We start from the raw sequence: 13,116 nt of genomic DNA, 5'->3' as shown, positions 1-13,116 counted from the left end.
GCGGCGGCGTTGCGCTAGGCTAGCTTGCCACGTAAATTTCTGCTTCTAACCGCTTGCCGAACCGAGTCTTTTGCCGGACGGCGAGCTCCAGGGTACAGGCCACGAGACAGGCCACAGGTTCCGCCGCTGACTGCATGAACGATCGCGTATCCAACAGCTCTGCCATGACGGAGTCCTCTGCCGTCGAGATCGAGATCGCGACCCGCAGGCTCATGGCGGCGCTGGACTCGCTCGAAAGCGCGGTGGAGCGGCGGCGTGATGCCGATCGCGACGAGAACGAGCTTGCGGCGCGAATCCAGGCGCTCGGCGCGGATCGCTCGCGGCTTGCCGATGAGCTCGACGGCGCGCTGGTGAAGGCGCGCAAGCTCGAGCGCACCAATCGCGAGATCTCCGATCGGCTGGATTCCGCAATCGTCACGATACGCTCGGTGCTCGATACCGGAGAGGACGGATGAGCCACATCAACGTCACCATCAACGGCCGGCAATACCGCATGGCCTGCGAGGAGGGCCAGGAGGTGCGGCTGCTCAAGCTCGCCGAGAGCCTGGAGACACGGATTCAGTCGCTGCGCGGAAAATTCGGCGAGATCGGCGATGCGCGCCTCACCGTGATGGCGGCGCTGACCGTCTGCGACGAGCTGGTCGATGCCGGCAACCGCGTCCGCACCATGGAGCAGGAGCTGACCGAGCTGCGGGATTTCCGCAATGCCGCCGTCGAGCGCGCCCGGATGACCCAGACGGCGGTGGTGAACGCCCTGAACGCTGCCGCCGAACGGATCGAGAAGTCGACCCAGGTCCTGAACCGCACCGTCGGCAACGGCATCGCGATCGGCTGATTTCGAGCCGGCCGCCGGTTGGGCTGGCGATTCGTCAGTATCGTTGTTACATTGCGCGAGCGAGGCTGCGACGCGCGTCAGGAGCCATATATCCCCGGGGCCTTATCGATCCTTTAGGGAACTGTCCCTGGCCGGGCCCGTGGGCTCGGACATATGGTGCCCACCTACTTTCGTAGGGAACTCCGGGATCGAGTGCTTCAACGGCGTACGCGGCTTCGCACTGTTTCTTCCTTCTGGTTCGTGCCTGTCGAATTGCGTCCCCGACACGCTTGCGGTTCAATTGAGGCTCGGTGTCATGCCCCGGCTTGACCGGGGCATCCAGTACGCCGCGGCGTTGAGGTTCTAGCACTGGCGTCTCTGGAATACTGGATCACCCGCTTTCGCGGGTGATGACGGCGGAGCAAGACTTCGCCTTCGGAGCAAGCGCATGCCGAATTCGAAAGCCGAACTCCGTGCCAAAGCCCTCGCGGCGCGCGACGCGCTGAGCGAGAAGAAGCGCATCGCCGCCGCCGCAAAGCTCGCCAAGCGTGGGCTGCCGTTCGATCTGATGCCCGGCAGCATCGTCTCCGGCTACTCGCCGATCCGCAGCGAGATCGATCCGATGCCGCTGCTGAAGAAGCTGGCGGAGGAGGGCGCAAAGCTGGCGCTGCCCTGCGTCACCGCGCGCGGCCAGTCGCTGATCTTCCGCCTCTTCCATCCGAACGACCGCCTGATGCTCGGCCCGCTCGGCATTCCCGAGCCGTCGCCTGCGGCGGCCGAGGTCATCCCCGATATCTTGCTGACGCCGCTCGCGGCGTTCGACCGTCTCGGTCATCGCATCGGCTATGGTGCGGGGCACTATGACCACACCTTCGCGCATCTGCGGAAAGCCAAGAACATCGTCGGCATCGGGCTTGCTTTTGCAGCGCAGGAGATCAAGGCCGTTCCCGCACTATCCCACGACGTCGCGCTGGATTATGTGCTAACGGAATCGGACGTGTTCGATTTCCGGAGTTCTGAAGTTGCGCATTCTCTTCGTGGGTGATGTCGTCGGCCGTAGCGGCCGCAATGCCATCGCCGAATATCTGCCCGGCATGGTCAGGGACTGGTCGCTCGATCTCGTCGTCGTCAACGGCGAGAATTCCGCCGGCGGCTTCGGCATCACGGAAGCGATCTATCAGGAATTCCTCGACGCCGGCGCCGACGCGGTGACGCTCGGCAATCACTCCTGGGACCAGCGCGAGGCGCTCGTCTTCATCGAGCGCGCCGAGCGCCTGGTGCGTCCCGCGAACTATCCGCGCGGCACGCCCGGCCGCGGTGCGGCGCTGGTTGAGACCAAGAACGGCAAGCATGCGCTCGTCGTCAATGCTTTGGGCCGCGTCTTCATGACCCCGTTCGACGATCCCTTTGCCGCGCTCGAGCGCGAGCTCGGCGCCTGTCCGCTCGGTGTCGCCGCCGACGCCATCGTCGTCGACTTTCACTGCGAGGCGAGCAGCGAGAAGCAGGGCATCGGCTTCTTCTGTGACGGCCGCGCCAGCCTCGTCGTCGGCACGCACACCCATGTGCCGACCGCCGACCACCAGATCCTGTCAGGCGGCACCGCCTACATGACCGACGCCGGCATGACCGGCGACTACGATTCCATCATCGGCATGCAGAAGGAAGAACCGCTGCGCAGGTTCACCTCGGGGATTCCGTCGGGTCGCTTCGAGCCGGCGGCGGGGGCGGCGACGCTCAGCGGCGTGGCGGTCGAGACGGATGACGCAACGGGCCTCGCGCTACGGATCGCGCCGGTGCGTGTGGGTGGCCGGCTGGAGCCGGCGACGCCGAAGTTCTGGTTGAGCTAGCTAGCGCGGCATTGGCACCCTCCCCTGCCCTCCAGGGGAGGGTAAGAGAACCGCTACTCCGCCGTCTGCTCCCGCAGCTCCGCGACATCCTTCGCCGTCAGCTTCGAGCCCTTGGTGCCGAACCGCGCCGTGACGTAGTTCGCCACTGCCGCGATCTCGTCGTCCGTATAGGCATTGCCGAAGGCGGGCATCGACAGCGCACCATCAGGCGTGTGCCGCTTCGTCCCCGAGAGCACGATCTGCGCAACGTTGGTGGCGGCGGGGTCGTTGACGGCCCAGGTGCCGGTCAGCGTCGCCATCGGCGAGACCGGGCTTTCGCCGCTCCAGCCGTGACAGCTGGCGCAGGCGCTCGCGAACATTTTCTTGCCGCGTGCGTCGGCCGTCGCGCCGTCCTTGTGCGAGGCGGGTGCGACCGACGCTGTCGTGGCCGGCAGGTCGGGCGAGGGCTGCGGTGGCACGCTGCGCAAGTACGCAACGATGGAGCGGATGTCCTCCGGCGCGAACTGGCTAAAACTGTGGTCGACCGCTTCACCCATCGGGCCCGAGGCCGAGCCGTGGCCCGGTGCGTGGCCGAGTGACAGATACGAGATCAGATCCTCGTCGCGCCAATTGCCGAGGCCGGTGGCCTTGTCGGAGGAGATGTTGAAGGCGCGCCAGCCGGCGGTGATGGCGCCGGCGAATTTCTTGCGGTTGTCCAGCGCAAAGCCGAGATTGCGCGGCGTATGGCACTCGCCGCAATGCGCCAGCGCTTCGACGAGATACGCGCCGCGATTCCATTCCGGGCTCTTTGACGTGTCAGGCGTGAAGCGCGTGTCCGGATTGAACACGGCTGACCAGACAATCATTGCCCAGCGCTGGTTGAACGGGAACGACAGCGTGTTGTCAGGCGCCTTGGCGCGCACCGCCGGCAGGCTGAACAGATAGGCCTTCACCGCCAGCACGTCGTCGTCGGTCATGTAGGTGTAGGACGTGTACGGCATCGCCGGATAGAGCCGCGCGCCGTCACGGCGCTTGCCGTGCTGGACCGCGCCCAGAAAATCCTGGTCGCTGTAATTGCCGATGCCGGTGTCCTTGTCCGGCGTGATGTTGGTGGAATAGAGCGTGCCGAATGGCAGCTTGAAGGCGAGGCCGCCGGAATAATCCTTCTCGCCGGGCTTGGTGTGACAGACCATGCAGTCGGCGGCCTTGGCGAGATACTCGCCGCGTTCGACCAGGCTTGCCTTTTCGAGCTTGGCCGGCACGCCCGTCGGCTTGCCCGCGCGGTAATCAGCCAGTGCCACCTTGGTGCCGCCGGCGAAATCGAGCGGGCCGGGCCCGCGGATGATCCAGACGCCGAGCCCTGCTGCGACGACGGCGATCACGATGAGGCTGGTGAAGATACGCATCTTGCCGCTCATGCTTTCTTCCCCGCAGCCAGCAGTTTCCGATCGATCGGCAAGCGCCGCAGCGCCACGCCGGTTGCGGCGTAAATGGCGTTGCGCAGCGCCGGCGGTCCGGCATTGACGCCGGCCTCGCCGATGCCGCCGGGCGCTTCGCCGCTCTTGACGACGATGACCTCGACCTTCGGCGTCTCGTTGATGCGCATCATGCGGTAGTCGTGGAAGTTCGACTGCTGCACGCGGCCCTTGTCGATCGTGATCTCGCCATAGAGCGCGGCGGTGAGGCCGAAGATCAGGCCGCCCTCGATCTGCGCCTTCACCGTATCGGGGTTCACCGCGATGCCGGTGTCGACCACCGAGGTGATGCGGCGGAGCGCGATCTCGCCGATGTCGTCGATCTCGGCTTCCACCACGGTCGCGATGAAGCTTGCGAATGACGGCTGCACGCAGACGCCGCGTCCGACCCGCGGCGGCAGCTTCTGGCCCCAGCCGGATTTCTCGGCGACCTGGTTGAGCACCGCGAGCATCCGCGGGTTCTTGGTCAGCATCGACTTCCTGAATTCAATCGGGTCCTTGCCGGCCTTGCGCGCAAGCTCGTCCATGGCGCATTCGACCGCGAACACGTTGTTGTTCGGGCCGACGCCGCGCCAGAAGCCGGTCGGGATCGACAGCGGCTCGGCACGGACATATTCGACGTGGAAGTTGGCGAAGTCGTAGGGCGCATCGACCGCGGCGTCGACCGCGTCGATGTCGATGCCCTTCTGGAATGCCGGCGGAAGCCAGCGCGCCAGCACGGCGGAGCCCGCGACCTTGTACTTCCAGCCCGCGACCTTGCCGTCGACCAGCGACGCCGTGATCTGGTCGCGATAGACCGGGCGGTAGACGTCGTGCTGGATGTCCTCCTCGCGCGTCCACACCACCTTCACGGGGTAGTCGACCTGCTTGGCGATCTTCACCGCGGCGATCACCATGTCCGGCTCGAGCTTGCGGCCGAAGCCGCCGCCGAGCAGGTGGTTGTTGACGATCACCTTGTCGACGGGAAGGCCGGCGGCCTTCGCCGCTTCCGACCGCACGCGCGTCATGATCTGCGTGCCGGTCCATATCTCGCAGGAGTCAGGCTTGACGTGCACCGTGGCGTTGACCGGCTCCATCGAGGCATGCGCCAGGAACGGCAGCTCGTAGGCCGCCTCGAACTTGTCGCCGCTCGCGAGTGCCTTGGCGATGTCGCCGTCGGACTTCGCGACCGCGCCGTCCTTCTCGCTGGCCTTGCGTAGATCGTCCCAGACGTCCTTGGTGGTGATCTTGGCGTTCGGTCCCTCGTTCCACTCGATCTTGAGCGCTTCGAGACCCTTCTTCGCCGCCCACATGTGATCGCCGATCACGGCGACCATGTCCTCGAGCACGACGATCTTGCGCACGCCGGGCAGTTTCACCGCGGCGCTGTCGTCGACCTTGCCGACCTTGCCGCCGAATACGGGGCAGGCGGCAACGGTGGCGAACTTCATGCCGGGCAGGATCGCGTCGATGCCGTAGACCGCCTTGCCGTTGACCTTGTCGGGCGTGTCGAGCCGCTTCAAGGGTTGGCCGATGATGACGAAGTCCTTGGGATCCTTGACCGCGACGTCCTTCGGCGGCGTCTGCCCCTGCGCGGCAAGCGCCAGCGCGCCGTAGCCGAGCTTGCGGCCGCTCGCGGCATGCGCGACCTCGCCCCTCGAGGCCGTGCAGCTTGCAGGCTCGACGCCCCATTGGCTGGCTGCGGCCTGCACCAGCATCGCGCGCGCGGTGGCGCCGGCCTTGCGCAGCGGTGTCCACCAGGCGCGGATCGAGTTGGAATTGCCGGTGACTTGCAGGCCGAAGGTCGGATTGCCGTAGAGCTTGTCGTTCGGCGGCGCGTGCTGGACCTCGACCTTGCTCCAGTCGGCGTCGAGCTCTTCGGCGAGCACGGCCGAGATCGAGGTGTAGGTGCCCTGGCCCATCTCGACCTGCGGCATCATCAGGATGGTGCGGCCGGTCGCGTCGATGCGGATGAAAGCATTGGGCGCGAACTTGCCGTCGGTCGCGTCGGGTGGCTGCACCGGCTCGTTGACGGCGGCGCGCAGCGGCAGATGGAAGGCGAGCAGGAAGCCGGTCGCGAGACCGCCGGTCAAAAGCGTGCGGCGGGAGAGGCTGTTGTGTGCGTTCATGGCGAACCTCATGACTGGCGGCCGGAGGCGGCCTGCTTGACGGCCTCGCGGATGCGCACATAGGTGCCGCAGCGGCAGATGTTGCCGGCCATCGCGGCGTCGATGTCGGCATCGTCGGGATGCGGCGTGGCCGCCAGCAGCGCGGCCGCCGACATGATCTGGCCGGACTGGCAATAGCCGCACTGGATCACTTCGAGATCGAGCCAGGCCTTCTGCACCTTCGCGCCCGCCGGCGTATTGCCGACGGCTTCGATGGTGGTGATGGCCCGATTGGCGACGGCGCTGACCGGCAGCACGCAGGAGCGCACCGCCTTGCCGTCGACATGCACGGTGCAGGCGCCGCATTGCGCGATGCCGCAGCCGAACTTGGTGCCGGTCATTCCGAGGATGTCGCGCAGCACCCACAGCAAGGGCATTTCAGCTGGCGCGTCGAACGATTTGGTTTCGCCGTTGATGGTGAGAGTTGTCGCCATATGCATCCCCTTGCTCGACGATCGCTTGCGACGATCAGGCCGGCGAATTTTCGCGCGACCATAAACATATCGATGCGAAACGATGAAGCATCGAGACAATGCATATTTGCGCGGGCGAAGCTTCTGGCCATGACGTTCACGATTTTGTGCGGCGATCGCCGCACCGGTTCTGGGCTAATTGATATGATAATCGTCATGTTTTGGCGTTTTTTCATCGCGTGCGTCATCGACCGCCGCAGATGATCGTGCGAACGCGCAAAGTCATGCGATGACGAAACTCGTGCGATTGGGAAAGTCGGGCGGCGGCACGGGCTATCGCATATGAGCTCGGCGGGGCCTGAGCGAGCGCCTCGTCCTTCGAGACGACCGCTTCGTGGTCTCCTCAGGATGAGGCTGATTGGCAGTTGTGCCTGTCGAAATTGCAGCCGCACACTCCGTCCTCATCCTGAGGGCCCGCCGGAGGCGGGCGTCTCGAAGGATGGCCGCAGGCGAGCTTCGCCACGCGAGTGAGGGCGCCGACGCCGGCAAATGCAGACTCACCCGGGTGACGGGTCCGTCCCAGCCTATGTACGATTTCGGAATAATAGCATTCTGCGCCTGTTTTGCCCGACGGGTCAAACCGCGTCGTGGCCTGCTGGCGTAAGCCGTTGATTTCCCACGCGCCGGCTACTGTGCATGGGGTTGTTTTCGAGGTTTTTGATTCAAGGGCCCGCCGGAGCGGTCGTCAGCTCTGCCGGAATCCCATCCGGAAGGCGCCCCAGTGCTTGCCGCGGATCACGATCGGCGAGGACAGGTCCTTCATCAGGACGAACTGCCCGCCGCCCATGTCGCGGCGATAGGTCTGGAGCAGGAACGGTTTTGTGTTCGCGGCGACCTTCTTCACCGCGCGGTCGGTGAACAGGCGGCGATTGCGGCAATTCGCGTTGTTCCAGACCGGGTCCTTGCCCTGCGGCAGGCGGTAGTTCGGATTGTGCGTCGGCAGATAGCCGCCCTTGGCCCAGGCGACGCAGAACACGATGCGGGGATCCGACTTCTGGATCGGGTCCTGGATCGCGGGCAGCAGGCGGTCGGTGAAGTCGACGTAGCTGGTGTTGTATTGCTTGGGATCGGTGCCGGGGATTTCCCGGTAGTTCTCGTCCATGAGCTGGTCGAGCGTGATCTCGCCGCGGTCGATCGCGGCCTCGAACTCGTCCGAGATCCGCTTGGCGGTCTCGACGACGGTTCGGATCAGCGGCGCATCCGATGTCTCCACGCCGCTGTCGGCGATCAGCGCGATCAGCGCTTCGGAGGTGTCGAGCAGCTTCGTCACGCGCTGATCGGCGTTCCTGAGATCGCGCGAGGACAGATCGACGCCCTTGGCGAGCTCGTTGAGCTCGCTGATGACCGTGTCGCAATGGCCGAGATTGGAGGTCGCCGCGCGCGTGACGCTGTCGATCTCCGCTTCCACGGAGGCAAAGCCCTGCTGGACCCGCGAGATGATACCGGAGATCTGCTGGGCGCCTTCGCCGGCGGTCTTTGCGCGCTGCGAGGCGTCGCTGCTCTCGCCGATCAGGCCTTCGATCTGGCCGTCGAGATCGCGCACGGTGTCGGAGATCTGATGCGTGGCCTGGCGGGTGGCTTCGGCGAGGTTCTTCACCTCGCTCGCGACCACCGCAAAACCGCGGCCGGCATTGCCGGCGCGCGCCGCCTCGATGGTGGCGTTGAGTGCGAGCAGATTGGTCTGCTTGGCGATCGCCTCGATCGAACCGGACACTTTCGCCACCTGCGCCAGCGCCGAACCGACGGCGGACAGGCGCGCCTCGATCCGCTCCACGGCCGCGACGAGCTCGGAGATGTGGCTGACCGCGGTGTCGACCGCGCCGCGCGACTGTGCGATCTCGCCGACCGCGGCCGATGTGGTCGATTGCACCGCCTGTGACGCATTGGCGATGTCGTGGTTGGCCGAGACCATGGTCTCGGCGGTCTTCTGGAGGTGATGGAACCGCTCCGACTGGTTCGCGACGCGGTTTGCCACTTCCTGGACGTTGCCGGCGATATCGGCAAGCTCGACCCCGAGGCCGCCGATGCGGTCGGCGAGCTGGTCGATCAGCCGCTCGGCGAGCGTCCGGTTGGAGCCGGTGTCCAGTACTGCAAGTTGTACGACGGACATGTCAGATGAGTCCTCCAGTCAGAGCCGTTCGCCGGCTCTCCGCGGCATTCCCATTCCAGTTTCAGCTTTAAAGGATGATTCGCGGCCGGCGTCTTGCCTGAGCGTGCACTAAGCGCAATTTGCGGCTTAGTTCTTTGGTATGGGCGCGATCTTGTCGAAGATCGCCGCACACTTTTTCGGACCATGCTCTAGAGCTTGTAAGCCGTCCTGAATCCGCCCCAGTGCCGGCCCTGCACGCGGATCGGAACGTCGATCTCGCGCATCATGACCGTGTTGCCATTACCCATGTCGCGCGCATAGCTCTGGACCAGGTACGAGCGCAGGTTGCGTGCGGCCGCCAACCCCGCCGGATCGTTGAAGATGCGCCGGTTGCGGCAGTTGGCCGTGTTCCATGCGGCGTCGCCCGGCCGCTGCGGATGCGAATAGATCTTGTTGTGCACCGGCAGGAAGCCGTTGCGGTCGACCATGGCGCAGAACGCCATGCGCGGCTCCTTGGCGAGAAAGGCCTCCTGGAACGGCGGCAGCGCACGATCGGCCCAGTCGAGATATCTGGTGCGATATTGCTGCGGATTGGTGCCGGCGATCTCGGCATAGTCGGTGTCGAAGAGGTCGTCGATCTTGACCTCGCCGCGCCCGACGGCCTGCTCGAAGATCCGGGTCAGTGCGGTGCCGGCCTCCATGGCGCGGGTGACGAACTCGGTGTTCTCCTCGTGGATCGACCAGAGCCTGTCTTCTATCTTCTCGGCCAGCTCGGCATTGGGGCTGACGAATTGCGCGCGGGCGCCGGCCTTGGACTGCTCGATCACGCGCAGGCGGCAGGCGCCGACGTGTTCCAGCATGCCGTCGACGACGGCCTGCGTGGCCAGCTTCGCCGCATCCGCGCCGCCGATCAGCACGCCGTCCATCGAGATCTCGTAGACCGGCAGCACGCCCCGCGCGGTCTCGAATTTGAGGTGGCAAGGCAGCCGCTCGGTCTTGCGGCGGTCGTCGTGCTCGCTCTGGCGGAGCAGCACCGCGCAGCGCGATTTCAGCTTCTGCGCGAAGGTGGTGACGGCCTTGCCGGCGCTGGCGACGTTCTCGCCATGGGTCTCGGCGGCCTTGGTCGCGGCATCGATCTCGGCCGCGCTCTCGCCAACCGAGATGATGAACTCCGAGGCGCTGGCCGCATTGCCGGAGACTTCGCTGGTGGTGGCATTCTGCTCGGCGACCGCGCCGTTGACGGTGTCGAACACAGGACGGATCGCCTCGATCGCCTGCGAGATGCGGTGCACGGCATCGGCCGAACCGGTGGCGTCGCGCTGCAGCGCGTCGATCTTCTTCGTGATCTCTTCCGTGGCGCCCTGGGTCTGCACCGCGAGCGCCTTCACTTCGGTTGCGACGACCGCAAAGCCCTTGCCGGCCGCGCCCGCGCGCGCGGCTTCGATGGTCGAGTTGAGCGCGAGCAGCGTGGTCTGCCGCGCGATCTGCGCGATCAGGTTGACGACGTTGCCGATCGCCGCGGAGGACTCGCGCAGGCGGTCGACATTGGCGCGGGCTTCCTGCGCCGCCGCGCTGGCTTCGTCGGCAAGCTTGCCGGCCTCGCGCACCTGTGCGCCGATGCCCTGCGCGGACTGGGTGAACTTGTCGGCGGCATGGGCAAAGGTGGAGGCGTTCGATTGCGCCGCGTTGGTGCGGCCGGTCAGGGCGTCGGTGCGGTCACGAATGGCTGCGAGCGTGGTGGCGGTCGCTTCGGCACCGCCGGCCACCGAATTGGCGGCGCGTTCCAGCTGCCGGATCATGGCGCCGAGCTCGAGTTCCAGCAGTTCCAGGATTTCCCGGGCCGAATCACCTTCGGCCGCCGCGGCGGGCTCGGCATTGGCCGCCGGCTGCAGAGCCGCCGGGGCTGCCGCAGGCGCAGGCGTGTCCGGCAGACGCTTCCGAAATAGTCCGAACGCCATCAGCTCTCTCTTGTCGGGGGACGGTCCGGCGTTATTTTCGCAGGCTGGAATGAAGTCACGGTTAACGAAGCCTAGCATCTGGGCAGGGGGCGCTCCGGGGACTACCTTTACAGTGCTACCTTAGAACACCTGAGCCCTTTGATTCCGGTGGGTTGGCGGCCTATAAGGCCGCGCTTCCCACCCCTTCGCACACCATTCCAAGAGACCACTCCGAGAGACCACGCATGGCCGGACATTCCCAATTCAAGAACATCATGCACCGCAAGGGGCGGCAGGATGCGCAGAAGTCGAAGCTGTTCGGCAAGCTGGCGCGGGAAATCACCGTGGCGGCCAAGCTCGGCACGCCCGACCCCAACATGAACCCGCGCCTGCGCGCGGCCATCATCGCGGCGCGCCAGGAGAACATGCCGAAGGACAATATCGAGCGTGCCGTCAAGAAGGCGCTCGGCAACGAGGGCGAGAACTATGACGAGATCCGCTACGAGGGGTACGGTCCCGGCGGCGTCGCCGTCATCGTCGAGGCGCTGACCGACAACCGCAACCGCGCCGCCTCCGACATCCGCTCCTTCTTCACCAAGTCCGGCGGCAATCTCGGCGAAACCGGCTCGGTCTCCTTCATGTTCGACCGTACCGGCATCATCGAATACGACCGCAGCGTCGCCGATGACGATGCGGTGCTCGATGCTGCGATCGAGGCCGGCGCCGACGATGTCGTCTCCGGCGAAGGCGGCCACGAAATCTACGCCTCGACCGAAGGCTATCGCGACGTCGCCAAGGCGCTGGAAGCCAAGTTCGGCGAGCCGCGCAAGGCCGCTTTGATCTGGAAGCCGCAGAACACGGTGGCGGTGGACGACGAGACCGGCGAGAAGCTGCTCAAGCTGATGGATTTGCTCAACGAGCACGACGACGTCCAGCAGGTCTACGCCAATTTCGAGGTGTCGGACGCGCTGATTGCGAAGATGGGCGGCTGAGGTTTCCACCGCTGTCGTCCCCGGCTTGACCGGGCGACCCGGTATTCCAGAGACGTTCGAGGGATACGGATAGGCCGCGGCGTACTGGATACCCCGCCTGCGCGGGGTATGACATCGGAGTGTGTGCGGGCACCGCCTGCCTCACCCTCACTTCCCCTGTTACTTCCGTTCTGTTTCTGTTTCCCTCCTCCCGGCCAGCCGCTATCACTGGCCCATGACTGCGCTCCCGATTCGTGGCCCCGTTCGCATCATCGGCATCGACCCCGGCCTGCGCCGCACCGGCTGGGGCGTGATCGAGGCCGAAGGCAATCGCCTGATCTACGTCGCCTGCGGTTCGGTGGAACCGCCGGACGGTTTGCCGCTGGCGAGCCGGCTGCTCGCGATCCATGAGGGGCTCGCGTCCGTCCTGTCCGGTCACCAGCCGATGGAAGCCGCGGTCGAGCAGACCTTCGTGAACAAGGACGGCGTTGCGACGCTGAAACTCGGACAGGCCCGCGGCGTCGCCATGCTGGCGCCGGCAATGTTTGGCATCTCTGTCGCCGAATACGCGCCGAACCAGGTCAAGAAGACCGTGGTCGGCGCCGGCCACGCCGACAAGCAGCAGATCGCGATGATGCTGAAGATATTACTGCCGAAAGCCGAGCCGCCGTCGGCCGACGCCGCCGACGCCCTCGCCATCGCCATCACCCATGCCCATCATCGCCAGAGCACCGCGCTGCGGCTGAAGGTGGCGGGGCTATGATCGGCAAGCTCAAGGGCCTGATCGATTCCTACGGCGAGGATTTTGTCATCCTCGATGTCGGCGGCGTCGGCTATCAGGTGCACTGCTCCTCGCGCACGCTGCAGCATCTGCCTTCGCCCGGCGAAGCCGCCGTGCTGTCGATCGAGACCTATGTCCGCGAGGACGCGATAAAACTGTTCGGCTTCCGCACCGACCAGGAGCGCGAATGGTTTCGTCTGCTCCAGACCGTGCAGGGCGTCGGTGCTAAGGTCGCGCTCGCTGTGCTCGGCACGCTGTCGCCTTCCGATCTCGCCAATGCGATTGCGCTGCGCGACAAGGCGGCGGTGTCGCGCACGCCCGGCGTCGGTCCCAAGGTCGCCGAGCGCATCGTGACCGAATTGAAGGACAAGGCGCCGGCCTTCGCCAATGTCGATCCCGCCGTCGTGCATCTTGCTGGCGCCGTCGACGACCAACGCGCGCCACGCCCGGTGGCGGATGCGATCTCCGCACTGGTCAATCTCGGCTACGGCCAGCCGCAGGCGGCGGCAGCGATCGCATCGGCCTCGCGCAGCGCAGGTGAGGGCGCCGAGACGGCGCAGCTCATCCGCCTCGGCCTGAAGGAGCTCGCGAAGTGAGTGATCC

At 65.8% G+C, this 13,116-nt stretch carries 12 protein-coding genes and 1 other RNA gene; 8 read left to right on the top strand and 5 right to left on the bottom strand.

What is annotated here, in order from left to right:
- Nucleotides 1-134 precede the first annotated feature (134 nt).
- The 5 genes from I3J27_RS35390 (at nt 135) to I3J27_RS35370 (ending at nt 2,661) form a co-directional block, all read left to right on the top strand.
- Nucleotides 135-455 carry a DUF4164 domain-containing protein gene (locus tag I3J27_RS35390; RefSeq protein ID WP_063694167.1) on the top strand — a complete coding sequence of 107 codons (321 nt, stop codon included), beginning with the start codon at nt 135-137 and terminating at the stop codon, nt 453-455.
- On the top strand, nt 452-835 hold the full coding sequence (locus tag I3J27_RS35385) for a cell division protein ZapA (RefSeq protein ID WP_018318702.1): 384 nt from the start codon (nt 452-454) through the stop codon (nt 833-835). The genes I3J27_RS35390 and I3J27_RS35385 overlap by 4 nt, the downstream gene beginning before the upstream one ends.
- A gap of 59 nt (nt 836-894) precedes the next feature.
- Nucleotides 895-1,055, top strand: a non-coding RNA gene (gene ssrS / locus I3J27_RS35380) — 6S RNA.
- A 207-nt stretch (nt 1,056-1,262) separates the two neighbouring features.
- A complete protein-coding gene (locus tag I3J27_RS35375) occupies nt 1,263-1,859 on the top strand; it encodes a 5-formyltetrahydrofolate cyclo-ligase (RefSeq protein WP_270163440.1) in 597 nt (198 codons plus the stop codon).
- The gene (locus tag I3J27_RS35370; protein WP_270163439.1) at nt 1,837-2,661 is read left to right on the top strand and encodes a TIGR00282 family metallophosphoesterase; all 825 of its coding nucleotides are present in this window, start codon (nt 1,837-1,839) and stop codon (nt 2,659-2,661) included. The genes I3J27_RS35375 and I3J27_RS35370 overlap by 23 nt, the downstream gene beginning before the upstream one ends.
- A 53-nt stretch (nt 2,662-2,714) precedes the next feature.
- On the opposite strand, the gene I3J27_RS35365 is transcribed toward I3J27_RS35370, so the two are convergent.
- The 5 genes from I3J27_RS35365 to I3J27_RS35345 all read right to left on the bottom strand — a co-directional run bounded on the left by I3J27_RS35365 (nt 2,715) and on the right by I3J27_RS35345 (nt 10,782).
- Nucleotides 2,715-4,058 (bottom strand): c-type cytochrome, encoded by a 1,344-nt coding sequence (locus I3J27_RS35365; protein WP_270163438.1) that lies wholly within the window; start codon nt 4,056-4,058, stop codon nt 2,715-2,717.
- Nucleotides 4,055-6,223 carry a xanthine dehydrogenase family protein molybdopterin-binding subunit gene (locus tag I3J27_RS35360; protein WP_270163437.1) on the bottom strand — a complete coding sequence of 723 codons (2,169 nt, stop codon included), beginning with the start codon at nt 6,221-6,223 and terminating at the stop codon, nt 4,055-4,057. Before I3J27_RS35360 ends, I3J27_RS35365 begins: the two co-directional genes overlap by 4 nt.
- An 8-nt stretch (nt 6,224-6,231) precedes the next feature.
- Complete coding sequence (locus I3J27_RS35355; protein WP_270163436.1) at nt 6,232-6,696, bottom strand: (2Fe-2S)-binding protein; 465 nt, start codon at nt 6,694-6,696, stop codon at nt 6,232-6,234.
- Between the two features lie 724 nt (nt 6,697-7,420).
- The gene (locus I3J27_RS35350) at nt 7,421-8,845 is read right to left on the bottom strand and encodes a methyl-accepting chemotaxis protein (RefSeq protein WP_270163435.1); all 1,425 of its coding nucleotides are present in this window, start codon (nt 8,843-8,845) and stop codon (nt 7,421-7,423) included.
- 188 nt (nt 8,846-9,033) lie between these two features.
- The gene (locus I3J27_RS35345) at nt 9,034-10,782 is read right to left on the bottom strand and encodes a methyl-accepting chemotaxis protein (protein ID WP_270163434.1); all 1,749 of its coding nucleotides are present in this window, start codon (nt 10,780-10,782) and stop codon (nt 9,034-9,036) included.
- A 224-nt stretch (nt 10,783-11,006) separates the two neighbouring features.
- Between I3J27_RS35345 and I3J27_RS35340 the strand changes: the two genes are divergently transcribed.
- The 3 genes from I3J27_RS35340 (at nt 11,007) to ruvA (ending at nt 13,109) form a co-directional block, all read left to right on the top strand.
- Nucleotides 11,007-11,753, top strand: a complete 747-nt coding sequence (locus tag I3J27_RS35340) for a YebC/PmpR family DNA-binding transcriptional regulator (RefSeq protein ID WP_270163433.1) — start codon at nt 11,007-11,009, stop codon at nt 11,751-11,753.
- A 214-nt stretch (nt 11,754-11,967) separates the two neighbouring features.
- Nucleotides 11,968-12,495 (top strand): crossover junction endodeoxyribonuclease RuvC, encoded by a 528-nt coding sequence (ruvC, locus tag I3J27_RS35335; protein ID WP_270163432.1) that lies wholly within the window; start codon nt 11,968-11,970, stop codon nt 12,493-12,495.
- Nucleotides 12,492-13,109 carry a Holliday junction branch migration protein RuvA gene (gene ruvA / locus I3J27_RS35330; protein ID WP_270163431.1) on the top strand — a complete coding sequence of 206 codons (618 nt, stop codon included), beginning with the start codon at nt 12,492-12,494 and terminating at the stop codon, nt 13,107-13,109. The genes ruvC and ruvA overlap by 4 nt, the downstream gene beginning before the upstream one ends.
- Nucleotides 13,110-13,116: the final 7 nt, after the last annotated feature.

The organism is Bradyrhizobium xenonodulans (assembly GCF_027594865.1).
Classification (GTDB): Bacteria; Pseudomonadota; Alphaproteobacteria; order Rhizobiales; family Xanthobacteraceae; genus Bradyrhizobium; species Bradyrhizobium xenonodulans.
The sequence above is the reverse complement of the archived record's forward strand: the minus strand, read 5'-3'. Positions and strand labels throughout refer to the sequence as shown.